The 25413-nt window shown below is 44.2% G+C and carries 25 protein-coding genes; 9 read left to right on the top strand and 16 right to left on the bottom strand.

The features are described 5' to 3' along the window. Positions 1 to 204 precede the first annotated feature (204 nt). A complete protein-coding gene (gene ccoG, locus Q1A86_RS18460; RefSeq protein ID WP_299809979.1) occupies positions 205 to 1626 on the bottom strand; it encodes a cytochrome c oxidase accessory protein CcoG in 1422 nt (473 codons plus the stop codon). Between the two features lie 88 nt (positions 1627 to 1714). Here ccoG and Q1A86_RS18455 point away from each other — a divergent pair, with 88 nt between their 5' ends. From Q1A86_RS18455 to Q1A86_RS18445, 3 genes are all read left to right on the top strand, one after another. After that, complete coding sequence (locus tag Q1A86_RS18455) at positions 1715 to 2068, top strand: hypothetical protein (RefSeq protein WP_299809976.1); 354 nt, start codon at positions 1715 to 1717, stop codon at positions 2066 to 2068. Between the two features lie 152 nt (positions 2069 to 2220). After that, complete coding sequence (locus tag Q1A86_RS18450; RefSeq protein ID WP_299809973.1) at positions 2221 to 3123, top strand: 1,4-dihydroxy-2-naphthoyl-CoA synthase; 903 nt, start codon at positions 2221 to 2223, stop codon at positions 3121 to 3123. Positions 3124 to 3299: 176 nt separating this feature from the next. After that, a complete protein-coding gene (locus Q1A86_RS18445; RefSeq protein WP_299809970.1) occupies positions 3300 to 3497 on the top strand; it encodes a DUF2061 domain-containing protein in 198 nt (65 codons plus the stop codon). A gap of 8 nt (positions 3498 to 3505) precedes the next feature. On the opposite strand, the gene Q1A86_RS18440 is transcribed toward Q1A86_RS18445, so the two are convergent. Next, positions 3506 to 4702 (bottom strand): potassium/proton antiporter, encoded by a 1197-nt coding sequence (locus tag Q1A86_RS18440; RefSeq protein ID WP_299809967.1) that lies wholly within the window; start codon positions 4700 to 4702, stop codon positions 3506 to 3508. A 542-nt stretch (positions 4703 to 5244) separates the two neighbouring features. On the opposite strand from Q1A86_RS18440, the gene Q1A86_RS18435 reads away from it, so the two are divergent. From Q1A86_RS18435 to Q1A86_RS18410, 6 genes are all read left to right on the top strand, one after another. After that, positions 5245 to 6060 carry a phosphate ABC transporter substrate-binding protein gene (locus Q1A86_RS18435; protein WP_299809964.1) on the top strand — a complete coding sequence of 272 codons (816 nt, stop codon included), beginning with the start codon at positions 5245 to 5247 and terminating at the stop codon, positions 6058 to 6060. Positions 6061 to 6137: 77 nt separating this feature from the next. Beyond that, positions 6138 to 7043, top strand: coding sequence for a phosphate ABC transporter permease subunit PstC (gene pstC / locus Q1A86_RS18430; protein ID WP_299809961.1), 906 nt, complete (start codon positions 6138 to 6140; stop codon positions 7041 to 7043). After that, positions 7043 to 7894, top strand: a complete 852-nt coding sequence (gene pstA / locus Q1A86_RS18425) for a phosphate ABC transporter permease PstA (protein ID WP_299809958.1) — start codon at positions 7043 to 7045, stop codon at positions 7892 to 7894. The genes pstC and pstA overlap by 1 nt, the downstream gene beginning before the upstream one ends. A 10-nt stretch (positions 7895 to 7904) precedes the next feature. Beyond that, on the top strand, positions 7905 to 8654 hold the full coding sequence (pstB, locus tag Q1A86_RS18420; RefSeq protein WP_299809955.1) for a phosphate ABC transporter ATP-binding protein PstB: 750 nt from the start codon (positions 7905 to 7907) through the stop codon (positions 8652 to 8654). Between the two features lie 179 nt (positions 8655 to 8833). Beyond that, positions 8834 to 9109 (top strand): hypothetical protein, encoded by a 276-nt coding sequence (locus Q1A86_RS18415; RefSeq protein WP_299809952.1) that lies wholly within the window; start codon positions 8834 to 8836, stop codon positions 9107 to 9109. A gap of 327 nt (positions 9110 to 9436) precedes the next feature. Beyond that, entirely contained in the window at positions 9437 to 10480 is a 1044-nt protein-coding gene (locus Q1A86_RS18410; protein ID WP_299809949.1) for a GMP reductase, read from the top strand. A 172-nt stretch (positions 10481 to 10652) separates the two neighbouring features. On the opposite strand, the gene glmS is transcribed toward Q1A86_RS18410, so the two are convergent. From glmS to Q1A86_RS18340, 14 genes are all read right to left on the bottom strand, one after another. Next, positions 10653 to 12482 (bottom strand): glutamine--fructose-6-phosphate transaminase (isomerizing), encoded by a 1830-nt coding sequence (gene glmS, locus Q1A86_RS18405; RefSeq protein WP_299809946.1) that lies wholly within the window; start codon positions 12480 to 12482, stop codon positions 10653 to 10655. A gap of 93 nt (positions 12483 to 12575) precedes the next feature. Further along, positions 12576 to 13346 carry a DeoR/GlpR family DNA-binding transcription regulator gene (locus tag Q1A86_RS18400; RefSeq protein WP_299809943.1) on the bottom strand — a complete coding sequence of 257 codons (771 nt, stop codon included), beginning with the start codon at positions 13344 to 13346 and terminating at the stop codon, positions 12576 to 12578. A gap of 158 nt (positions 13347 to 13504) precedes the next feature. Then, the gene (locus tag Q1A86_RS18395) at positions 13505 to 15637 is read right to left on the bottom strand and encodes a TonB-dependent receptor (protein WP_299809939.1); all 2133 of its coding nucleotides are present in this window, start codon (positions 15635 to 15637) and stop codon (positions 13505 to 13507) included. 275 nt (positions 15638 to 15912) lie between these two features. After that, a complete protein-coding gene (gene glmU, locus Q1A86_RS18390; protein WP_299809936.1) occupies positions 15913 to 17277 on the bottom strand; it encodes a bifunctional UDP-N-acetylglucosamine diphosphorylase/glucosamine-1-phosphate N-acetyltransferase GlmU in 1365 nt (454 codons plus the stop codon). Between the two features lie 122 nt (positions 17278 to 17399). Beyond that, on the bottom strand, positions 17400 to 17756 hold the full coding sequence (locus Q1A86_RS18385) for a DsrE/DsrF/TusD sulfur relay family protein (protein WP_299809933.1): 357 nt from the start codon (positions 17754 to 17756) through the stop codon (positions 17400 to 17402). Positions 17757 to 18317: 561 nt separating this feature from the next. Then, a complete protein-coding gene (locus Q1A86_RS18380) occupies positions 18318 to 18746 on the bottom strand; it encodes a F0F1 ATP synthase subunit epsilon (protein ID WP_299809930.1) in 429 nt (142 codons plus the stop codon). A gap of 45 nt (positions 18747 to 18791) precedes the next feature. Then, positions 18792 to 20168 carry a F0F1 ATP synthase subunit beta gene (gene atpD, locus Q1A86_RS18375; RefSeq protein WP_012157427.1) on the bottom strand — a complete coding sequence of 459 codons (1377 nt, stop codon included), beginning with the start codon at positions 20166 to 20168 and terminating at the stop codon, positions 18792 to 18794. A 35-nt stretch (positions 20169 to 20203) separates the two neighbouring features. Next, positions 20204 to 21064 (bottom strand): F0F1 ATP synthase subunit gamma, encoded by an 861-nt coding sequence (gene atpG / locus Q1A86_RS18370; RefSeq protein ID WP_220782132.1) that lies wholly within the window; start codon positions 21062 to 21064, stop codon positions 20204 to 20206. A gap of 48 nt (positions 21065 to 21112) precedes the next feature. After that, positions 21113 to 22654 carry a F0F1 ATP synthase subunit alpha gene (gene atpA / locus Q1A86_RS18365; RefSeq protein ID WP_299809921.1) on the bottom strand — a complete coding sequence of 514 codons (1542 nt, stop codon included), beginning with the start codon at positions 22652 to 22654 and terminating at the stop codon, positions 21113 to 21115. 14 nt (positions 22655 to 22668) lie between these two features. After that, entirely contained in the window at positions 22669 to 23202 is a 534-nt protein-coding gene (gene atpH / locus Q1A86_RS18360) for a F0F1 ATP synthase subunit delta (protein ID WP_239891874.1), read from the bottom strand. Positions 23203 to 23218: 16 nt separating this feature from the next. After that, positions 23219 to 23689, bottom strand: coding sequence for a F0F1 ATP synthase subunit B (gene atpF, locus Q1A86_RS18355; RefSeq protein ID WP_012279342.1), 471 nt, complete (start codon positions 23687 to 23689; stop codon positions 23219 to 23221). Between the two features lie 27 nt (positions 23690 to 23716). Then, on the bottom strand, positions 23717 to 23974 hold the full coding sequence (gene atpE / locus Q1A86_RS18350) for a F0F1 ATP synthase subunit C (protein WP_012157432.1): 258 nt from the start codon (positions 23972 to 23974) through the stop codon (positions 23717 to 23719). Positions 23975 to 24007: 33 nt separating this feature from the next. Continuing rightward, positions 24008 to 24838: a F0F1 ATP synthase subunit A gene (gene atpB / locus Q1A86_RS18345; protein WP_220764198.1), complete on the bottom strand. Its 831-nt coding sequence runs from the start codon at positions 24836 to 24838 to the stop codon at positions 24008 to 24010. Between the two features lie 12 nt (positions 24839 to 24850). Beyond that, a complete protein-coding gene (locus Q1A86_RS18340) occupies positions 24851 to 25234 on the bottom strand; it encodes an ATP synthase subunit I (RefSeq protein WP_299809900.1) in 384 nt (127 codons plus the stop codon). Positions 25235 to 25413: the final 179 nt, after the last annotated feature.

The raw sequence follows: 25413 nt of genomic DNA, 5'->3' as shown, positions 1-25413 counted from the left end.
GTTTACGACTATTTCTAATCTCAAACATTAGTCTAGTTGGCCTGCTGTGCCGTGTCAGTGGATGCGCATTATAGGGAGTTATTGGGCAAGCGCAAGGGGCTTTCTTAATAAAAATGTAAAAATCGAATCAAGCGTGTACTTATCAAACGATACGTACAAAAAAGGGGCTATAAGCCCCGTTTTTATATGTTTTATCCCTTTATGTTAGTTACCGAAGAAGCGTGATTCTTGCTTTGCTTCTATCTCACCGTCATCCGTAACCACTATAAAGTTGATATGAGTCATCGCCCTTGATAGGTCAACAGGGTCAACAGCGACACTGATTGGCAGAGTTAATACCTCTCCACCTTCTATATTCACTTCTTGAGGTCCAATCCAATCATAATTAGCTAACCCCTCGACACTCATCTTATAAAGGTGGCGACTCTCAGTCTTATTGAGGATCTTCAGAGTAAAGGTATTCTCAATCAAACCGTCATCAGTTTCTCTGAACAGTTGGTTTCTATCTCGAATAACATCTATACGAATTGGCGCAATCGTTGCCGTTGCATAGATAAAAACTAGAATCATTACCGAGAGCACTACGCCGTAGCCAACTAGCTTAGGTCTAAGCACTTTCTCTTTTATACCTTCCAACTTATTCTCTGTAGTATAACTAATGAGGCCTTTTTCATAGCCCATCCGTTCCATTGTGGTATCGCAGGCATCAATACAAGCACCACAGTTAATACATTCGTACTGTAAACCGTTACGAATATCGATCCCTGTTGGGCACACCTGCACACAGAGATCACAATCGATACAGTCACCGAGCCCCATTGCTTTAGGATCAGCCTTTCTCGACCTTGGCCCACGCGCTTCACCACGCTTGGCATCATAACCAACGATATAGGTGTTCTTATCAAACATCGCAGACTGGAAACGAGCATAAGGACACATATGCAGACACATGATCTCGCGCATCCAACCAGCATTACCATAGGTTGCAAAAGTGAAGAAGATAACCCAGAAGTAAATCGATCCACTCGCATTTAAGGTGAATACCTCTATATATACTTCACTCGTTGGTACAAAGTAGGAAACAAATGTCATTGCAGTAAGCAAAGAGATTAGCAACCAGGATGCGTGTTTAGCCGTTTTTCGCCATAGTTTGTTGAAGCTCCATGGCATTTGATCAAGCTTAATCCGTTTATTGCGCGAACCTTCTAACTTTTCTTCAAACCAAATAAAGATAAAAGTCCAAACTGTTTGCGGACAGGTATAGCCGCACCATACTCTGCCTAAATATGTGGTTATGAAAAACAACCCAAACGCCGCTATCATTAATAATGCAGCTAACAAAGTAAAATCCTGTGGCCATATCGTTAAGCCAAAGACATGAAATTTTTGCTCTGCAAGATTAAACCAAACGGCTTGACGGTCACCCCAAGGGATCCAAGGTAAGATTAAAAAGAACAGCATTGCCACCCAACCTAAACGGCGACGCAGCGTGGTCCATAGCCCTTCTACAGCTCTCACATAGATACGATTACGCGGATTAAAGCGGTCAGCTTTAGTCGCATCGGGTTGGTGAATTTTGATTCTTTCTGTTTTAGAGAAGTCTTTTTTATTTTGTTCTGCGCTCATTTTGCAGCCTTACAGCTTTAATATTGCAAGAAAACTAGCTTATTATAACGCTTATACTACAAGTTATTCACCTACATAGGACTAAAATATGAAGGGCTGGATCATATTGGCAATAATTGCTGGCACTCTCTACTACCTTTATACCGAAACAGATACCTTAGATGAGCCGATAGCAGAAGTTCAAGGGATCTACCAGCAAGCTGAAGATAAGCTAGACAGCATGACAGGCACGAAAATCCAACGTATTGACGATAAGGTTGATTTATTAAAAACGGATATTGCCGACCGCCTTTCAACAACGGAGCAGCAAGCACTGAAGCTCATAACTCAGTCGCAGGCTAAACTCGACGGCTTTAAAGATGAGTTCTGTGGCAGTGGAGCAAACAGCCACTCAGCATTTAGCAAAGAGAATCAAACCTACATCTGCGATAAACTTAACTAGCCACACAGTTGCTTAAGCTTAAATAGATATAGTGACTGAAATAGATAATGAAACAGATCTCAGTTACCACATAAACTAGATTGACCTGAGATCTGATTAAGCCTAGCCTTTAGCTAATATTGTATTTCAGCGACATAAGAGGCTATAGGCTCATGACACAACAAGTATCTGACATTTTTGACCCAGAATTGTGGGATGTGGTTCCAGGATTTGATTTCGAAGATGTTACCTACCACAGAGCCAAAGATCAGGGCACTGTACGTATCGCCATTAATCGTCCTGATTGTTTAAATTCATTTCGCCCTAAGACTGTTGATGAACTCTATATCGCTTTAGACCATGCTCGTCAGTGGTCTGATGTAGGTTGCGTGCTATTAACAGGTAATGGCCCATCAGCAAAAGGGCAATGGTCTTTCAGTGCTGGCGGCGATCAGCGTATTCGCGGTAAAGATGGTTACAAGTATGAAGGTGCTGAAGAAGGCACGCCTGATGTTGCTCGTATGGGACGCTTACACATTTTAGAAGTACAGCGCTTGATCCGCTTTATGCCTAAAGTGGTTATCGCTGTAGTCCCTGGTTGGGCTGTTGGCGGTGGCCATAGCTTGCATGTGGTATGTGACTTAACCCTTGCGTCAAAAGAGCACGCGGTATTTAAGCAAACCGACCCCGATGTAGGTAGCTTTGACTCTGGCTACGGCAGCGCTTATCTGGCTAAGATGATTGGTCAGAAACGTGCCCGTGAAATCTTCTTCTTGGGCTTTAACTACACAGCCGAAGAAGCATTTGATATGGGTATGGTTAACCGCGCAATACCGCATCAAGAGTTAGAAGTTGAAGCACTGAAGTGGGCTAAAGAGATTAACTCTAAGTCGCCAACCGCAATGCGTATGTTGAAGTATGGTTTTAACTTACCAGATGATGGCCTAGTCGGTCAGCAGTTGTTCGCAGGCGAAGCAACTCGTTTAGCTTACGGCACTGAAGAAGCTCGCGAGGGGCGTGATGCGTTCTTAGAAAAACGCGATCAAGATTTCTCTTCATTCCCTTGGCACTATTAATAGTGTCGCGTTAGGCTGCTAAATAGTAGAACTTATAAACCCATCAATATATTGATGGGTTTATAACCAAAGCATCTTTTCAATCGACAAACCCTATCAAACTAATCTATGTAAACCCCTTTTAATTGCAAATGATAACCATTATCATTTAAACAAATTAAATAGAGGCACTCATTATGATTAAAACCATGACTTTTGCGATACTTCACTTTGGTGTAGCTTTTACTATCACCTACCTATTAACTGGAAGCGTAGTCATAGGTGGTGCAGTGGCGTTAATCGAACCTGCAGTCAACACAGTAGTGTTCTATTTCCACGAAAAAGTTTGGAAAGGTATCGAATCTAAAAATACCTTAACAACTGCCTCTGCCTAAAGGAGCTATCACTCTTTATCTGAACGATTCAAGCCGAGCTTGTTCGCCAAGGGCGCTATCGCTCCTCCCTGAATAAAAACAGAAAATAGTACGATAAAGAACACCATATGGACAATCTCGAGCGCCCCAGGCACCCCAGCTGCGGCAGGGATCAAGGCAAATACAATGGGCGTAGCCCCCTTTAAGCCAATTGAAGAGATAAACAATCGTTTTTTCCAACTCGCTTTAACAAATGGCAGGTAACAAAGCTGTACTGCCAATGGTCTCGCAACAAGAATTAACAGTATTGCAGGTAATAACGAACTCACAAATACCGCAGCTAATGACTGTGGGAAGATCTGTAAGCCCAATACAATAAACATCAAGGCCTGAGCCAGCCAAGATAAGCTATTGAAGAAATGTTGATTAACTAACTGTCCGCGCTTAATACCATTACCTATCACTACACCAGCAATATAAGAAGCCAGTAAGATGTTGCCCCCTAACATCTCGGCGCCATAGGTTGCCACCACAAAGCTTGCCAGCACGAACACAGGAATAAGACCAAACTCAGATAGGTGAATGCGATTAAGTAGCGATACCGCGACCTTAGCCACCAGCCAACCAACAACCATTGCCACACCAATTTGAGTGACCAGCTCGATGGCAATTGCAGATGCGATCACACTCTTGCTGCTTGAAAGCGCCATATCGGTTAAAAAGATCACCAACAACATGGCTACCGGGTCATTGGTGGCTGACTCAAACTCCAATACGGTATCGGTTTGCTCTTTTAGTTTGAGCTTTTTTGACTCCAGAATTGAAAATACTGCGGCGGCATCTGTGGAGGAAACAATTGCGGCAAAAAGAAGACAGGTAATAAAATCGAAGTCCAGCAGACCATACAAGATGACGGCAAAAATCAGTGTGGTAAACAGTACTCCAAATGAGGCCAGCACTCCCCCCTCTTTATAGGCTACTTTAATCTTGTCGGTTGAAGTATTAATGCCGCCAACAAACACAATCATGTTTAGCGCTAAACCGCCTATCCAAGCCGTTTTATCTAAATCATCATAAACAAAGTTGAATTCACCATTACCTAGCATAAGCCCTACGCCCATGAAGATCAGCAGCGACGGTATACCTAGAGTTCTAGAAGGGTGATGCAGCAAAATTCCGACTAAGATCAAAATAGACATACCAATCATGATCATTTCAGTCGTCATTAGAGAGCACCTTTTACGTGAATTGTGTAATTAAGATTAGTTAGCGAGCATCCATGGTGGATACTTTACGATGAAGAGTGGCTGATATTTGACCCACTAGCTCTACCGACTTAAGTCGGATAAGGCCTTGTCATAAAAGTTTAATAATAAATTTATCACTCACACGAACAAGCGAAACATAGCACAAAACCCAACCCCATTTGTTAAAACAAGCTTAATACTAGGTTAACAGCAAGCCGTAAACGGCAAAGTAATACTTGCCTTAGCTTGTACAACCGCTTCAAATCACTGAGCTGTGCCTCAAAATAAATATTTAAGAATACTAGCCTTAATTTTTGTTTATTTAACAATTAGCCCGTAATTTCCTCCCATCTTAATGGCCTTTTATTTCTCCCTTATGACACCTCTTAGGCTTAACCCCACAAAACTGTCACCTAACTGTCATATATCTCTGTCTTAATGCGCTTGCCTTCAGTGAGGCATTAACTTGGTTTTGTAAATAACTCGTATCTAAGCGACCAAACAATAGAGTGGAAATCGTAATGAAAAAAGTATTTGGCTTGTTAACCGCAGTAGGTCTAATGACAGCACCACTTGCTCAGGCAAGCACAGTAACAGTATCAGGTTCAACATCTGTAGCTCATGTAATGGAAGTGCTAGCAGAGAATTATCAAAACAACACCAACACCAACACCAGTGTGGAAGTACAAAGCACTGGCTCGTCAGCTGGGATCAGAGCCGCCAAAGACGGCACTAGCATGATTGGCATGTCTTCACGCAACGTGAAAGACAACGAACTTAACAGTGATACCAAAGAAGTTGTCATTGCCCGCGACGGTATTGCAGCCGCTGTAAATAATGCCAACCCAGTAAAAAATCTAACTCAAGAACAAATCTCTAAGATTTACCGTGGTGAAATTAAAAACTGGAGCCAAGTGGGTGGCGAATCTCGCCCTATCGTAGTGGTTACTCGTGAAAACGGCTCGGGTACTCGTGGCGCGTTTGAAGAAATTATGAAACTACAACGCACCATTAACGGCCACAAAGTAACAGCTATCTCACCAACGGCTCAGGTAGGTAATGGCAACGGTATGATTAAGACGATAGTTGCCAACAACCCTTACGCGATTGGCTATATCTCATTAGGCAGCGTTGATAGCAGCCTGCGTGCTATCGATGTTGACGGCGTGGCAGCGACTGATGACAACATTGTCACTGGTGACTACCAAATCGCCCGCCCTTTTATCGTATTAATTGATAAAAATGCCCCCGATAACGCCAACAACTTCATTGAATATATCCTCTCTGAAGATGGACAGAACATTGTGGCTGAAGAAGGCTACATTCGCGTTCAGTAACGTCATCCTAAATACAGAGGAACAGCTGTTCCTCTGTATCAATTGATTCAGTTTTACATAGATGTATAGGTTAAATCATGACTACAGCCAGTAAAGCACAACCCCAAGGATTGCAGCTTGCCCCCGCTAAGTCCTATGACTGGAAAGAGATGGGCTTCCATCTACTTTTCTTAAGCTGCGCCATGGTAGGCGTGCTTTCAGTTGCGACCATTGGATGGTTTGTTTTTAGTGAAGGCCTACCCGCTTTTAAAGAAGCTGGCGTGTCAGCGATGTTATTAGGTAAAGACTGGTTGCCACCGGCGTTATTCGGTTTGCTGCCTATGATAGTGGCATCATTAATATCAACCGCTGGTGCAGTCATCATTGGTGTACCTATCGCGTTACTTACGGCGGTATTTCTTGCAGAACTTGCCCCAAACTGGTTAGCCAACATTATCCGCCCCGCAGTGGAGCTACTAGCTGGCATTCCGTCTGTGGTCTACGGCTTCTTCGGCTTAGTCATTATCGTACCGGCCATCGAGAGCATTTTTAATATTCCAGCAGGTAACACCATACTCGCTGGTGTCATCGTACTCGCCATCATGATCCTGCCGACGGTGATTACGATTTCAGAAACCTCACTTAGAGCGTTGCCACCAACATACAAAGAAGGTGCACTGGCTTTAGGCGCATCGCATATCTTCAGTATCTTCAAAGTACTTATCCCTGCGGCGCGCAGCGGTATTTATACCGGTATCGCTTTGGGTGTGGCCCGTGCAATTGGCGAAACCATGGCAATCATTATGGTGATGGGAAATGCACCTGCTATGCCAGGTTCAATATTAGAGCCAGCTCGAACCCTGACTGCCAATATCGCCATGGAGATGTCGTATGCCACGGGGATCCATGCCAACGCCCTATACTCGACAGGCATAGTGCTACTGGCCTTTATCGTATTACTAAATGGTTCACTGCTTTATCTCAACCGAAAGCGAGCTCACTAATGGTACAAATTTCACGAGAGACTCAAGATAGATTGATGCTGGGTGCCATTTGGGCCGCAGCAGCAACCACGCTGCTATTTTTACTCTGGGTGGTTTGGCACATTCTAAGCAACGGACTTGACCATGTCAGCTGGGAGTTTATTACTGGCGCCTATACTCGTATCGGCGAAGCCTCTGGTATTTGGGCTATGATAGTCTCGACCGTGTATATGGTTGGCCTATCACTCGCCTTTGCCGCACCAATTGGCATAATGACGGCCATTTACTTAACCGAATATGCTGCGCCGGGTAGTAAAGTGGTACAAGTCATACGTTTCTGCACCGAATCATTAGCGGGTATTCCGTCTATTGTTTACGGCCTATTTGGTATGACGTTCTTTGTCACTACCTTAGGGCTAGGGTTTTCTATCCTTTCCGGTGCGTTAACACTCGCTATGTTGATTTTACCGGTGATCATCCGCACCACAGAGGAAGCGTTACTATCCGTACCTATGAGCTACCGCGAAGGCGGTTATGCACTGGGCAGTTCTAAAATCTACACCATCTGCCGCCTAGTATTACCAAGCGCTCTGCCAGGCATAGTGACCTCGATTATTTTAAGTACTGGCCGGGTGATCGGTGAATCTGCTCCGGTGTTTTTAACTGCCGGTATGGTGACTCAAATCCCTGAGTCGGTCTTGGAATCTGGCCGCACCTTAACGGTTCACCTTTATAAACTAACCCAAGAGCTGTTTACCCAGCACGAGTGGGATCAAGCTTATGCTACCGCTACCGTACTCATTGTATTAGTACTGTTATTAAACATGGCAACCAAAGTGATTGCCTCACGTTTAAATAAATCATCTAAGTAAGGTTATCCCCATGAATAAGCTAGAAGTGAACAACTTAAACCTATTTTACGGCGACAACCATGCGCTAAAGAATATCTCATTAGCCATACCCGCTCGCCAAGTAACCGCATTGATTGGTCCATCAGGCTGCGGTAAATCAACTCTACTGCGCACACTAAACCGTATGAATGATTTAGTCGCCGGAGTGAAGATCAATGGCGATGTGATGTTTGATGGCAGCAATATCTATCAGGATGTCGATGTAAAACACCTGAGAATGCGAGTGGGTATGGTGTTCCAAAAGCCTAACCCTTTTCCTATGAGCATCTATGAGAATGTGGCTTTTGGACTTAGAGCTCAAGGCATTAAAGACAAACAAGTACTCGATGACACTGTCGAAGAGTCATTGCGTAGCGCAGCACTGTGGGATGAAGTAAAAGATAGGTTAAACACCCCAGCATTTGGCTTATCAGGCGGGCAGCAGCAACGCCTTTGTATTGCTCGCACTATCGCGATGAAGCCAGAGGTTATTTTAATGGATGAACCTACCAGCGCACTCGATCCGATAGCCACTCACAAAATTGAAGAGTTAATGGATGAACTGCGCAAACAATTCACTATTGTTATCGTGACTCACTCGATGAACCAAGCCAAACGGATCTCTGATAAGACCGCCTTCTTCTGGATGGGAGAACTGGTTGAGCATGGCGAAACCACACAGATATTTAGTCGCCCGCTAGATCAGCGAACTCAAGGCTATGTTAGTGGAGAGTTTGGTTAATCAAGATGACGCCCGCTGTAAAAAGTGGGCGTTTCTCAATCTACGTATAGTACATAAGAACAAGATTATCGATCGCACTCCCCATCTAAAATACTGACTTTGCGCCACTAACTTGTTTAAGACGCATTATTAAGATAGCTTCGGGTATATAGGTTTATTGATTAAAGAGGCGCTCGAACATGGAAAGAATAAGAGAAGCTCAAGAATACCTGCTGCAAGAGTTTGAGATCTATAACAACGCATCCAGCAAAAAACTCCCCGCACTCGATATTAACTGTCCAGACAACCTTGAGACAATGTTAGAGTTTGTCACTCGCAGAGAATCTTTAAAACAAACAAAAAAACCAAACTACCCACCGGCTGCCAAACTCAAATCAGCCATAGCTGATACCTTGTTATTACTAGATAATTTCGATATGAAAGTATTTAAGGAGCAAGGCGCGAAAGAAAAGTAACTTTCAGCAGCATAACTAATAGTAAGAATATAAGCATAAAAAGCTCATATTCGTAAAACCACCCGAATTAACAATGCAGATTTAAAATAAAACAAAACCAAAACGTAGTGCAACAATATATTAACCATCTTTTTTTAAGAAATGATTGTTTTAATTTGAGAACTTGCTAATAAAAAATCTGTTCCTATAATGCCTAAAACCGGAGCGTCCACAAACGTTCCGGTTTTTTTGTGCCTGAAATAAACTCAGGAATTAACTTAATATCCGATGGAATTTAATTTTTATCGGCGGTTTTGCTGCGCGCAAAATCCATGTGAGGAATAAACTATGCGTATTGAACAAGATTTAAAGTTAGGTTTCAAAGATGTTCTTATCCGACCTAAGCGTTCAACGTTAAAGAGCCGTTCTCAAGTAGACTTAAATCGTCAATTTACTTTTAAGCATAGTGGCAAGACCTGGTCGGGTGTGCCAATTATTGCCGCCAACATGGATTCTGTTGCTAGCTTCGAAATGGCTGCTAGCCTAGCCCAGCACAATGTCATGACCGCAGTGCATAAGCACTACAGTGTCGAGCAATGGGGTGAATTTGTTGCTAACCAGAGTGCTGATGTACTGCAGCATGTTATGGTTTCAAGCGGCACTTCTGACGCAGATTTCGTTAAGCTAAGTGAAATTCTGGCGATGTCTGAAGATCTAAACTTCATCTGTATCGACATTGCTAACGGTTACTCAGAGCACCTAGTTGATTACGTACGAAAAGTACGAGAAGCCCACCCAATGAAGGTGATTAGCGCTGGCAACGTGGTTACCGGTGATATGGTTGAAGAGCTTATTATTGCTGGTGCCGATATCGTTAAAGTCGGTATTGGTCCTGGTTCCGTGTGTACCACTCGCGTTAAGACGGGTGTCGGCTACCCACAGCTTTCAGCCATTATCGAATGTGCCGATGCAGCACACGGCTTAGGTGGCCAAATCATTGGTGACGGCGGTTGTAGCTGTGCCGGTGACGTAGCAAAAGCCTTCGGTGGCGGCGCTGACTTCGTTATGCTTGGCGGTATGTTAGCAGGGCATGAACAGAGCGGCGGAGAAGTGATTGAACAAGATGGCAAAACCATGGTTAAGTTCTACGGTATGTCGTCACAATCTGCAATGGACAAACATTCTGGTGGTGTAGCTAAGTACCGTGCAGCTGAAGGCAAGACAGTATTATTACCATTTAAAGGCAGTGTCGATAATACCATTAACGACATTATGGGTGGCGTACGTTCAACTTGTACTTACGTTGGCGCTGCATCATTAAAAGAGCTAACTAAACGCACCACCTTTATCCGTGTTCAAGAGCAAGAAAATAACGTTTACGGTAAAGAGTAAGTCATTACAAAGCGCGAATAACTGTATTAAGTGATTAGCGCTTATATTTATTACATTTTATAGTTAGCCGTTCTGTTTAATAAACTTTAAACAAATATCAGCTTAAGTGATTAAATATAAAAACGGCTACCTAGGTAGCCGTTTATTATTTAACGCATTGCTAAACTATTGCTTATTCAACCGTAACTGACTTAGCCAAGTTACGTGGTTGGTCAACATCAGTACCTTTAATCAAGGCTACATGATAAGAAAGCAATTGTAGTGGGATGGTATAAATTAGCGGTGCCATAAACTCATCACAATGAGGAACTGGGATCACCTTCATAGTGTCATCCGATTCAAACTCTGCGTCCTTATCAGCAAACACATACATCAAGCCACCACGTGCACGCACTTCTTCTACGTTAGACTTTAGCTTCTCTAGCAATTCGTTATTAGGTGCAACCACAATAACTGGCATATCGGCATCGATAAGCGCTAGTGGACCATGCTTAAGTTCACCTGAAGCGTAGGCTTCTGCGTGGATATATGAGATCTCTTTAAGCTTAAGCGCACCTTCCATCGCGATAGGGTACTGATCACCACGACCTAAGAATAATGCATGGTGCTTATCGGCAAAGTCTTCTGCAAGCTCAGCGATAGCATCATCTAGGCCTAATGCTTGCTCAACTTTAGCAGGCATTGAAAGTAAGCTTTGGCTGATCTCAGCCTGCATTTCATCAGACATACCGTTATAACGACCGATAGCCGATGTTAGCATTAATAGACCCGCTAACTGCACCGTAAAGGCTTTAGTCGAAGCAACACCAATTTCAGCGCCGGCTTTCATCATGTAAGCCATATCTGATTCACGTACTAGTGATGAGCCAGGAGCATTACAAATCGTCAGCGTTGCTTTGTAGCCCATCTCTTTGGCTAAACGCATCGCTGCTAAGGTGTCAGCCGTTTCACCAGACTGTGAAATAGTCACTAACAAGCTATTAGGGAATAGGTGCGACTTGCGGTAACGGAACTCTGACGCGATTTCAACGTTACAAGACACACCCGCCCAATCTTCTAGCCAGTAACGCGCAGCCATACCGGCATGGTAGCTGGTACCACAAGCAATAATCTGTACGTGCTTAATGTCTTTTAAGAACTCAGCAGCATTATCACCAAATGCAGTATCAAGCACCTTACCACCCGCAATACGGCCTTCAAGAGTACGTGCGATAGCGGTTGGCTGCTCGTAGATCTCTTTTAGCATATAGTGACGGTATTCACCTTTATCACCCGCGTCATGAGTCACTTCAGACTCTTTTACTTCACGCTCAACCGCATTACCATCAACATCATAAATATTGACTTCACGACGGGTCACTTCGGCAACATCACCTTCCTCTAGGAAAGCAAAAGAGCGTGTAACAGGTAAAAGTGCTAGCTGATCAGAGGCAACAAAGTTTTCGCCTAGGCCATAACCAATAACCAGCGGGCTACCAGAGCGAGCCACGATCATGCGTTCACTGTCAGTACGGTCGATAACCACTGTGCCGTAAGCACCTTCAAGTTGTTTTACCGTTGCTTGAACTGCAGCAAGTAGGCTGTCGTGAGTTTTTAATTCATGGTGTACTAAGTGACAAATCACTTCTGTGTCAGTGTCTGACGCAAAGCTATAGCCTAAGCCTTTGAGCATCTCACGTAGTTTATTGTGGTTTTCGATAATACCGTTATGCACTACCGCAATATTGCCTTCAGACTGGTGCGGGTGAGCATTACGTTCACTTGGCTCACCGTGAGTAGCCCAACGCGTATGAGCGATACCCGTGCCACCAGCTAAAGGAGCCGCATCCAGTGCAGCAGATAACTCTTGTACCTTACCCACGCGGCGAGTTCTGTTTAACTCACCATTATTTAATACCGCGACCCCCGCTGAATCATAGCCACGGTATTCGAGGCGTCTTAAGCCTTCAACAAGAATTTCAGCTACATCTCTTTGCGCTACGGCGCCAACGATTCCACACATATTAATTACCTAGACTCTCTATGAGAGTAAAATTTAAAGTTAAAAATTGAATTTGAAAGTGGATAACTTAATCAAGCAGCCTGCTTGTAATAGTTACCCTGCATAAGGCGCAAGAATGACTCGCACCCCATGGTTAGAAATTGCCTCTAGCGCTTCGCTTGGCAACTTATCGTCTGTTACCAATACGCTAATATTGCTCCATGGCAATTCAAGGTTAGGAATTCGGCGACCCAACTTCTCAGACTCGAGCATCACCACCACTTCACGTGACACTTCAGCCATCACTTTACTTAAGCCAGTAAGCTCATTGAAAGTAGTGGTTCCACGTTCAAGATCGATACCATCAGCACCAATAAACAGCTGATCGAAGTTGTAAGAGCGTAGCACTTGCTCGGCAATTTGCCCTTGGAAAGACTCAGAGTGAGGATCCCAGGTGCCACCGGTCATCAATAAGGTTGGCTCATTCTCAAGATCATGAATCGCGTTAGCTAAGGCTAATGAGTTGGTCATCACTAATAGACCACGCTTATTATTAAGTTCGCCGATTAAGCCTGAGGTGGTGCTACCACTGTCGATGATGATGCGATTATGATCTTTAATCAGTTCGGCGGCGGCTTTGGCGATAGACAACTTGTTGGGTGCTATCTTGGCAGAGAACTGCTGCGTGACCTCATCTGGCACGGCAACAGCACCGCCGTAGCGGCGCAGTAATAAGCCAGTTTTTTCTAAAGTGGCTAAGTCTTTACGAATAGTGACTTCAGAGGTTTCGAAACGTAAGGATAACTCCTCAACACTCACCTCGCCTTGCTGATTAAGCAGGCTAATAATGCTGTGGCGTCGCTGTTGAGTGTTTCGTTTGTTCATAGAACCTTTCGTTAAGTTTCGTTTCGAAAGAAGCATTATAGTAAAACGAAACTTAATTGCCAGTTTTGATTCTATTTTGAGGAAAAAAGCCCGCGGTGAGACACAAAAAAGCCCCAACCCTAAAGTTGAGGCTTTAATACTTTTCTTAAACTTGGCCGTTAGAATTTAGCTTCTAATGCTAGGCTGAAGTGACGTCCTTCGCCAACGGTAACGTCAGTATTAGTGCCACCCGCTAGATAATCAGTATCGAATAGGTTCTTCACGTTTAGACGTACGCTCACATCGCTACCCATGACATCCATCGTATAGGCGGCCCCCATATCGAATCTAACATAACCATCTTTGCTAATGCTGTTACTGGTATTAGCGAAACGCTCACCCACGTAGATGGCACCAAGGTTAAGTGCCAAATCATCAGTCATCTCGTAACGAGTCCATATGTTTGCCGACCACTCAGGCGCATCAACAGGTGTCTTACCGTTTAGGCTATCAGTTTCAGGGCGAAGATACTCAGCATCTAAGTACATCATAGAGCCTGTCATAAACCAGCTATCGCTAACTTGACCTTGGGCCCCCATCTCGAAACCTTTATGACGTTGCTCACCAGACTGAGTCGTAATAGTTTGGCTGCTACCTTCAATCTCTTCTGTTACGGTGACATTTGATACTGTGATATCGAATACCGCACCAGTTAATAGCAAACTACCGTCAAATAGCTCCCACTTAGTACCGATTTCATATTGCTCGCCGTATTCAGGATCTAGGTTCTTACCATCATTAACATCATCGATGTTGTTCACTATTCCTTGAGGGGTGAAGCTCTTAGAGTAGTTAACGTAGATACTACCGTTATCCGCAGGAGAGTAGATCACACCAAACTTAGGCGATACCGCGTAACTGTTATTACCCGCACCTTCTTTCTTCTGCTCGTCGTAACGTACACCAGCTAACACTTGCCATTCATCAGTGATAGAAACTAGGTCTTGAACATAGAAGCCGTAATGCTTGTATTCACTTTCATACAAAGTTTCGTCACGGTTATAGTCTAAATCAGGCTTAGGCATTGGTTGACCAGGCATCACAATTTGATTCTTTTCGCCAGAGTCTTTTAGCTGACCATAGTAGTAGTCCAGCATGTTCGCGCCGATAAGCAGTTGATGCTCGATATCACCCGTGTAGAAATTACCAGTGAAGTCGACATAACCCGTCTTATGCTGCCAATCGTCATAACGGTCAAATGGACTCACGTAATAACCATCGGTGAATGGATCTTCTGAACCACTAATTAACGATGGCGAAGAATCTAGACGCTGGCGATCAAACTGCTGATCGTTATAACCGGCCTTTACTTTCCAGTCATCTGCTAAGTGATAAGTTAGCTCGGCGCCGAGATTAGAGATAGTGTTATCGGTAAATGCCCATGGCTGATCCCAGATTATCTCACGACCACCAATTAAGTCACCGCTGCTATCTAACCAACCACCACGGTCGATACCCGTCTTGTCTTGAGTATGGTCATATTTAAGTGACAACATTAAGTCATCAGTTATATCAAATTCTAAGTTTAGATAGCCCAACCAGCGATCACGCTCTTGATTAGTACCATCTTGGTATTCACGCCAATATGTCGTGTCTTGCTTAACTAGCACAGTGCGGTAACGAATCGTCTCTGCTTCGTTTAAGCTGCCTCCCGCATCGAGCTGGAAACGTGTCGAGCCGTGTTCATCTGTATCGAAGCCGATATCAAGCATAGTCTCGTAGGTAGGCTTCTTGGTCACCATGTTGATCAGTCCACCAGGACCTGACTGGCCGTAGAGCATGCTAGACGGGCCTTTTAACACTTCAACTTGCTGTAGTGTTTCAATCGGCTGTACATAGTGAGACCACTGCTGCTGGCCATTAATTAAGAAGCCAGAACCTGAAGATAGCTCGAAACCACGGATGTTGAATACTTGACGGTTCCACTTCTCTGAACCACCAGTCACACTCGAGTCGTTAACCAAGACCTCTGAAAGATTAGTCGCTAACTGCTCGTCTGTAACAAAGTCAGGAATGACTGTGACAGATTGAGGCGTGTCTAAGATGTCGATATCACCACGCATCGCACCTGAAGATGAACCAGGGTTGTAGTCGTTAAAGCTGCGACCCATAACGCTGATACGCTCGATATTCGGCTCAGCCACAATAGTCGATTCAACACTTGCATCCTCAGCCAAAACTGAAGATGAAGCCAATGCAGCAACGATTGCCAGCCCTAAACTTGAAAACTTAAATGACGTCCCAACAGACATATCCAACCCCAAAATGACACATGAATGTATTAATTGAGTCGCAATATAAATGAGAACTATTTTTATTTAAGCTTCTTTACACTCCTTTACAAAAGCGGGTGACGCACTTCAAAATTACCATTGGGAATAAACATTTGTAGCCACAAATGTATCAACAAGTATCCCAGTAATTAGCTTTATTCAGTTTAAAGACAATATGCTGAACATAGACATAACGGGCTAAATAAAAAACAAAAAAACGGCTCAAGAGCCGCTTTTTTTTGAAGTCATTAAAATTACTTTTTCAGCTTAACGGGTCTCGGCCACCCCGTTAAATGACGCTGTTTAACACGAGTAATAACTAACTCGTCTGCCGCTACATCTTTAGTGATCGTCGAGCCTGCTCCTAGAGTCGCGCCTTTACCAATAGTTACAGGCGCAACCAGTTGAGTATCGCTGCCAACAAACACATTATCTTCGATAATCGTCTGGAACTTATTAGCACCATCGTAGTTACAGGTAATCGTCCCCGCACCAATGTTTACCCCACTACCGATAGTAGCATCGCCAATATAGGCCAAATGTCCTGCTTTAGAGCCTTTACCCAATACCGCTTTCTTCATCTCGACGAAGTTACCGATATGCGCATCTTCTTTAAGCTCTGCACCTGGGCGCAAACGTGCGAAAGGACCGGCACTTGCGTCGATACCGACTTTAGCACTTTCAATAATAGAATAAGGTTTGATCACCGCATTGTCGGCAATCTCACAATCGATAAGGATCACACCAGCGCCAATCGTCACGTTGTTACCGATAGTCACTCTACCTTCGATAACTACGTTAACGTCGATCATCACATCCATACCCACGGTGACTTCACCACGAATATCGATACGGGCAGGATCACGTAGGTTAGCCCCTTCAAGCATTAGCTTTTCAGCCGCGCGAGCTTGGTAAGCACGTTCTAGCTGAGCCAACTGCACACGATTATTGGCACCTTCTACTTCTACTGCAGATTCAGGCTGTGCAGTCGTGATAGCCACACCATCATTATGTGCCATAGCCACGATATCGGTAAGGTAGTATTCGCCTTGAGCATTGTCTGATGACAACTGACTAAGCCAGGCCTTTAATTGCTTACCCGGCGCAGCCATAATGCCTGTATTGATCTCATTAATGGCAAGTTGCTCGGTATTGGCATCTTTCTGCTCGATGATACCAACTACATTTCCGTCTTCTCTAACGATGCGGCCATAACCCGTCGGATTAGGTAAGTTAACGGTTAAGATTGCTAGGCCATTCTCTTCACGGGCAGCTAATAAAGATTCAAGGGTAGAGGCTTGGATTAGTGGCACATCGCCATAAAGGATTAATACCGTGTCATCATCGCCAATATGGCTATTTGCTTGTGCAACAGCATGACCTGTACCCAACTGCTCGGCTTGTAGTACCCAATTAAGTTGTTGCTCACCCAGTTTGGCTTGTAGCTTATCGGCACCATAGCCATAAACTAACTGAATGGCATCGCTACCGACTTGATGTGCGGTATCGATAACATGCTGAACCATACTCTTGTGTGCGATAGGGTGAAGAACTTTTGGAAGATCTGAGCGCATGCGGGTTCCCTTGCCTGCGGCCAAAATCACTACATTCAGTGCCATTCGTTTATATCCTTGAGCTAATGCTTAAGCTTGTATTGAAGCCAAAGTTAGAAAATGAGGTCATTATTTGCAGTCGATTTTAAGCCATCGCAGGATGAAAAGCGACTCAACAGTATTAGTGATTAAAAGGTAATAGTTTTATCTGCCACCAGCACCCATTGCGCTAAATCATCCATAGTGGCAACTTCACAGCCTTCAATAACCTTAAGCTCTGAGAGTCCGCGAGCATACATACACGATCCACAAAACTTAACCTGTGTTTTTTGCGCAAGAACAATCTCTAACATCTGCTGAATGTTATAACCCTCAGTTGGATTTTGATTAGGTAATACAGCTGTTACCGCATCAGATAATAAAAATAGACTAACTCTTACAGGTGAGTAATCTTGCTCATTAAGCTGTATAGCTAAGCGAAGTGCATTGAACAACTTTTCAGAACCATAAGGTGCGTCATTAACGATAATTAGTACGTGTTGCATAGAGATGTTCTCAGGCATTAGATTAATGGCAGAGGGTAGCACTCAAATTAGCTGAACAGTCTTACTCAGATCACGTTCAAAGATAAATATAGGTTCAAGCATAGACGGAATGGACAGAGACGGATGAAGCCGAATTAGAACTAAGACGGAAAAGCAGAAGCCTCATAAATTGTAGGTCGGCATTTATGCCGTCATTTTTGATGGACCAGAGTCGAATTTTATCTATCTAATTCTAGACTCTTGCTCTTATACTGATTGATATTATTACTCATATTTATATTTCGCTACTTTTCCAACAAACGTTAAATCACTTTAATTGACGGGCTAAAGCCCGACCTACAAAATCAAATTCTTGCGTGTTTTCCGTCAATGAACTTGCGAACGTTCCGTTATCCGTTATCCGTAATCCCTAGGCCGCAGGCCGTTCGTCTTTGTTTTTCCTAGCACCTAGGACCTTCTTTTAGACACAAATACCAAAACTAACCATCCATGGTTTTTGGCATAAGTGTTCCAGACACAAAAAAAGCGCCCTAGGGCGCTTTTTTTCATCAAACAATAACCTTATCTGGCAATGTTCTTCTTGATGGTCTCGACTACGCGCAATTGAGCGATAGCCTGAGCTAGCTCAACCGCTGCAGCTGCATAGTTGAAGTCTGCGCCAGCTCCCGCCATAGCGGATTCTGCACGGAGCTTAGCTTCAGCAGCTGCTTGCTCGTCAATCTCATCGGCACGCAATACGACGTCAGCCAATACTGAAATAGAAGAAGGTTGCACTTCCAGGATACCACCCGAAAGATAAAACACTTCTTCGCTTCCATCTTGCTTGACGATGCGCGCCATGCCAGGCTTGATACTTGTAAGCAGAGCTGCGTGACCAGGCATAACACCTAACTCACCTTCTGTTCCTGATACTTGTAGCTGAGCTACGCGACCAGAAAAGATATGACTCTCTGCACTTACCATATCAAGCTGTACTGTCATGGCTGCCATCCGTTCTCCTTAAACTAGTATTCTGAATATTAGCAGAATTCTTAGTTATTTTTTGTTAGCTTTCTCAACAGCTTCGTCGATTGAACCAACCATGTAGAACGCTTGCTCTGGAAGGTGATCGAACTCACCTTCTAGGATGCCCTTGAAGCCACGGATAGTGTCTTTAAGAGAAACGTACTTACCTGGAGAACCGGTGAATACTTCTGCTACGAAGAATGGCTGTGAAAGATATTTTTCAATCTTACGAGCACGGAATACAGTTGTCTTATCTTCATCAGATAATTCATCCATACCTAGGATCGCAATAATATCTTTTAGCTCTTTGTAGCGCTGAAGTACGGTTTGAACACCGTTAGCAACATCGTAATGCTCTTGGCCAACAACCTGTGGATCTAGCTGACGTGAAGTCGAATCCAATGGGTCAACCGCTGGGTAAATACCTAGCGAAGCAATGTTACGAGACAATACAACAGTCGCATCTAAGTGAGCGAAGGTTGTTGCTGGTGATGGATCCGTTAAGTCATCCGCAGGTACGTATACGGCTTGAACAGAGGTAATAGACCCTGTCTTAGTCGATGTAATACGCTCCTGAAGTACACCCATCTCTTCAGCCAAAGTTGGCTGGTAACCTACTGCTGATGGCATACGGCCTAGCAGTGCAGATACTTCAGTACCCGCCAAGGTGTAACGATAGATGTTATCTACGAAGAAAAGAACGTCTTTACCTTCGTCACGGAACTTCTCAGCCATAGTTAGACCAGTCAGTGCCACACGTAGACGGTTTCCTGGAGGCTCGTTCATCTGACCATATACCATGGCCACTTTATCTAGAACGCCAGAATCTTCCATCTCGTAGTAGAAGTCGTTACCCTCACGAGTACGCTCACCTACACCAGCGAAAACTGATAAACCAGAGTGTGCTTTAGCGATGTTGTTAATAAGTTCCATCATGTTAACGGTCTTACCAACACCAGCACCACCAAACAGACCAACTTTACCACCCTTAGCGAATGGACATACAAGGTCGATAACCTTGATACCAGTCTCTAAAAGTTCAGTTGTGTTTGACTGATCTTCGTATGAAGGAGCTTCACGGTGGATCACATAGCGATCTTCTTCACCGATAGGGCCCGCTTCATCAACAGGCTCACCCAATACGTTCATAATACGGCCTAGGGTCGCAGACCCAACCGGAACAGTAATTGGTGAACCAGAGTTTACAACCTCTAGGCCACGACGCAGACCATCTGAAGAACCCATAGCGATGGTACGAACTACACCACCACCAAGTTGCTGCTGAACTTCCAGCACCAAGCCTTCACTTTTGATCTCTAGAGCGTCATATACCTGAGGTACGGCATCATGTGGAAACTCTACGTCCACAACCGCGCCAATTACTTGGACAACAGTACCTGTGCTCATGATTAATCCTCTAAAACTTGTATTCGTTACCTAGCCTAAACGGCGGCAGCACCTGAAACAATTTCCGACAATTCTTGCGTAATCGCAGCCTGACGGGCTTTGTTATAGACCAACTGCAAGTCACCGATAAGTTCACCAGCATTGTCTGTCGCAGCTTTCATAGCAACCATACGGGCCGCTTGCTCAGATGCGATATTCTCGACAACACCTTGGTAAACTTGAGATTCCACAAAGCGAACCAACAAAGTATCTAACAATAACTTTGGATCTGGCTCGTAAATGTAATCCCACTGATGAGTAAACTCATCTTCTTCTGACTTAGGCAAAGGTAGCAGCTGCTCGATCACCGGCGTTTGAGTCATAGTATTCACAAACTTGTTGAATACTACGTACAAACGGTCCAGCTTGCCTTCGTTGTATGCTTCTAGCATCACACGTACTGTTCCGATCAAGTCGGCTAGCTTTGGAGCATCGCCTAAACCTGAAGCAGAAGCAGAAACCTGTCCGCCAAAGCTATTGAAGAATTGTGCACTGCGTGCGCCGATTGTACAGAATTCAACTTCTGCACCAGCTTCACGTTGCTTCTTCACGTCTGCGACAACCTTCTTAAAAAGGTTGACGTTCAGACCACCACAAAGACCACGGTCGGTTGACACTACAATGTAACCAACACGCTTAGCTTCTCGCACTTCCAAATATGGATGCTTATATTCGAGAGAACCTTGCGCCACGTGACCGATCACCTTACGCATATTTTCTGCATATGGACGACTAGCTGCCATGCGATCTTGTGCTTTACGCATTTTACTCGCGGCAACCATTTCCATTGCAGACGTGATCTTCTGAGTGTTTTGAACACTCGCGATCTTGGTTTTAATCTCTTTAGCGTTGGCCATCTTTACTCTCCAATTCTGGACCTGAGGCGCCAAAGGCACCTCTAAAATTTACCAGGTTTGGGTTTCTACGAACTTGTCCAGGCTAGCCTTCAACTCACCTTCGATATCAGCGTTATAATCGCCAGTATCGTTGATAGTCTTCATTAGGTCAGCATGTTCACTGTTCATGAAAGAGAGCAGAGACGCTTCGAAATCACCGACTTTGTTCAGCTCAACACTCTTCAAGTAACCTTTTTCAGCTGCGAAAATAGACACAGACTGATCAGCGATACTCATTGGAGCATATTGCTTTTGCTTCATTAGTTCGGTAACACGCTCACCATGCTCAAGCTGAGCACGAGTTGCATCATCTAAGTCAGATGCAAACTGTGAGAACGCTGCAAGCTCTCGATACTGTGCTAGCGCGGTACGGATACCACCAGACAGTTTCTTGATGATCTTAGTCTGCGCTGCACCACCAACACGAGAAACAGAGATACCTGGGTTAACAGCTGGACGTAAGCCAGAGTTAAATAGGTCTGTTTCAAGGAAGATCTGACCATCGGTAATCGAAATTACGTTAGTCGGTACGAATGCAGAAACGTCACCAGCTTGAGTTTCAATAATTGGTAGAGCAGTCAAAGAACCAGTTTGGCCTTTAACTTCACCTTTAGTGAACTTCTCAACATACTCGGCGTTAACACGTGAAGCACGTTCCAACAGACGAGAGTGAAGATAGAATACATCACCTGGGTATGCTTCACGTCCTGGTGGACGCTTAAGAAGCAATGAGATTTGACGGTAAGCAACTGCTTGCTTAGACAAATCATCATATACGATTAGTGAGTCTTCACCGCGGTCGCGGAAGTATTCACCCATTGTACAACCAGAGTATGGAGCCAAGTATTGCAGTGCAGCAGCTTCAGAAGCTGTAGCAACAACAACAATGGTGTTCGCCAAAGCGCCGTGCTCTTCTAGCTTGCGTACTACGTTAGCGATTGTAGAAGCCTTTTGGCCTACAGCTACGTACACACACTTAATGCCAGAATCTTTTTGGTTGATAATCGCGTCGATCGCTAGAGCGGTTTTACCGATCTGACGGTCACCAATGATCAATTCACGTTGTCCACGACCGATTGGGATCATAGAGTCAACAGCTTTATAACCAGTTTGCACTGGCTGATCTACTGATTTACGCTCAATTACACCAGGTGCAATTACTTCAACAGGAGAGAAACCATCGCTATCGATAGGTCCTTTACCGTCAATTGGTTCACCTAGAGTGTTGACTACACGGCCTAATAGACCACGGCCAACAGGTACTTCCAAAATACGGCCTGTTGTTTTAACTTTGTCGCCTTCTGCCAAAGAGGCATAAGGGCCCATTACTACGGCACCGACAGAATCACGTTCTAAGTTCAACGCGATTGCAAAACGGTTGCCAGGCAGCTCGATCATTTCACCCTGCATCACGTCGGCTAGGCCGTGGATGCGGATGATGCCGTCACTTACTGCAACGATAGTACCTTCGTTGCGAGCTTCACTAACGACTTCGAACTGCTCGATCCGCTGTTTAATCAGATCGCTGATTTCAGTGGAATTCAGTTGCATGCTCAAACTCCCAATTACGACTGCAGCGTATCAGACAGACGCGAAATTTTTCCGCGGACCGAGCCATCAATGACTAAGTCTCCTGCCGTGATAATTACACCAGCAATAAGGCTGGTATCTATGCTGCAATTCAGCTTAACTTTGCGTGCTAGACGTTTCTCTAAAGAAGCGCTCAGCTCTTGTAGTTGCTCTGAGGTTAGCTCAGTCGCTGAAACGATTTGCGCTTCAACTTCTTTCGCATACTCACGTTGCATCTCAACAAATTGTTGAGCAACAGCAGGTAGCGCAACTAAACGACCGTTTTCAGCCATTACCTTTAACAGGTTCTGAGCTTGCTCGTTGATTTGCTCACCACAAACTCCAATAAAGAGTTCTGCAAGCTTATTGCTGGCCATAGCGCCAGACAGTAAAGGCTGCATAGCTTCGTTTTCACTAACTAATGCCGCGAAGTTAAGCATCTCTGCCCAACTCTCTACTGCTTTCTGTTCAAGAGCGAAGTCAAAAGCTGCCTTTGCGTAAGGACGAGCGATGGTGGTTATTTCAGCCATAACTCAAGCTCCTTATTTAAAGTTCAGCAACAAGTTTATTAACTATGTCACTGTGTGCGGCTTCATCAATCGAACGTTCAAGAATCTTCTCTGCGCCAGCAATAGCTAAAGCAGCTACTTGCTTACGTAGATCTTCTTTCACGCGATTACGTTCGTTTTCAATTTCAGCGTGTCCCTGAGCGATAATTTTCGCACGCTCAGTATCGGCTTCAACTTTTGCTTCATCAACGATTTGAGCTTTGCGTTTATTCGCTTGCTCAATGATTTCGTTTGCTGTTGCTTTAGCGTCTTTTAGCTGCTCTGTGGCTTTCACCTGAGCTAGCTCTAAATCTTTTGCAGCACGTCCTGCATCAGCTAGCCCATCAGCAATTTTCTTCTGGCGTTCTTCGATAGCGTTCATCAATGGCGGCCATACAAACTTCATGCAAAACCACACAAAGAGAAGAAAAGAAATCGCTTGGCCTAGCAGGGTAGCGTTAATACTCATAACGACAACTCCTTCTAAGGGGGACGATTAGCCTGCTAATTGACCTAAGAACGGGTTAGCGAATACGAAGAATAATGCAACACCAACTGCAATCATTGAGATCGCATCAAGTAGACCAGCTACAATGAACATTTTAGTTTGAAGTGCAGGAGCAAGTTCTGGTTGACGAGCAGAAGCTTCTAGGAATTTACCACCTAGAATAGCAAAGCCAATACCAGTACCTAGCGCTGCTAAGCCGATCATAATTGCAACAGCTATTGCTGTAAAGCTAATTACAGTTTCCATTTTATCTCCGATAAGTATCTAATTTTTAATAAATTAATGGTCTTCATGTGCCATACTTAGATATACAATCGTAAGCATCATGAAGATAAACGCCTGCAGCACAATTACCAAAATATGGAAAATGGCCCAAGGCACTGATAATGCAAACTGCGCCCACCAAGGCATCAGTGCTATCAGAATAAAGATCAACTCACCTGCATACAGGTTACCAAACAGACGAAGCGATAATGAAATCGGCTTCGCAACCAAAGTCACTGTTTCCAAAACAAAGTTAATTGGAATTAGTGCCCAATGATTGAAAGGCTGCATAGTCAGTTCTTTAGTGAACCCACCTACACCTTTAACCTTGATACTGTAGAAAACAATTAACGCAAACACACTTAAAGCTAAGCCCAAAGTAACGTTCAAGTCAGTTGTAGGTACAATCTTTAGGTAAGGTACGCCTAATAATCTGTTTGCGGCCTCAGGTACAAAGTCAACAGGGATCAAGTCCATTAAGTTCATCAGGAAAACCCAGACGAAAATAGTTAGACCTAATGGTGCGATAACTGCATTTTTCCCATGGAATGAGTCTTTTACAATTTTATCTACACCTTCCACGCACATTTCAACGAAACATTGAAGCTTGCCTGGAACGCCAATTGTTGCCTTCTGTCCTACTTTGTAGAATAACCACAAAAATAGAACCCCTAGACCAACTGAAAACAAAAGTGAGTCAATGTGCCAAGTCCAAAATCCCGCATCTTGACATGCATAGTTAAAAGCAATCCCGCCATCAGCGGAACACATTTTCGCATTAGTCAGGTGATGCTGGATATAGTCGGAAGCCGTTATGGTTAACGTGTCATCCCCAGTTGTCGCCATGATTAATCTCACTTAATTTTGTTTGAAGTATAAAGGGGCTGTCCAAGGTACGATTAACACAAGTAAGTAGCTGATGAATAACGGCATGAATGACGATTTCATCAAACCAAATGCAAGCGAAAACAACACTATGGTTAACAGCAACTTTACCGCTTCCCCCAGGAAAAAAGACCGTACGACTTTTCCTGATGCTTGTGCTCCCGCATGGGAAAAAGCTAGGGTTGCGAACACAAAATTAGGGAGTACAGCAATAGCACCACCTGCCAAGGCAGATAAGCCATACGGTCCCCCCCACATAGCGAAAAAGAAAAGTGAAACACATCCAGTCATCGCTGCCTGCAGTAAAACTAATTTATAGGCTGACCACCGGCCACGACGTGCTAAAACCTTGCTCAATTTATCTTCTCCGCATAATAACTTCTTGATTCGATGACCGGATTACAAATATCCGAGTAAACTCGAGGTTCAAAAAGCTTGCGAAAGTATACCGTTTCAGGCTTTCAAAGCAAGTTCAACAACTAGAAAAAGGGGACTTTTAGCGTGATCTACGCCAAAAGTCTAAAAGAGGAAGATTA

Origin of the sequence: uncultured Shewanella sp., from assembly GCF_947497935.1 — a bacterium.
Taxonomy (GTDB): Bacteria; Pseudomonadota; Gammaproteobacteria; order Enterobacterales; family Shewanellaceae; genus Shewanella.
This window is presented reverse-complemented; position numbering and strand designations above follow the sequence as displayed.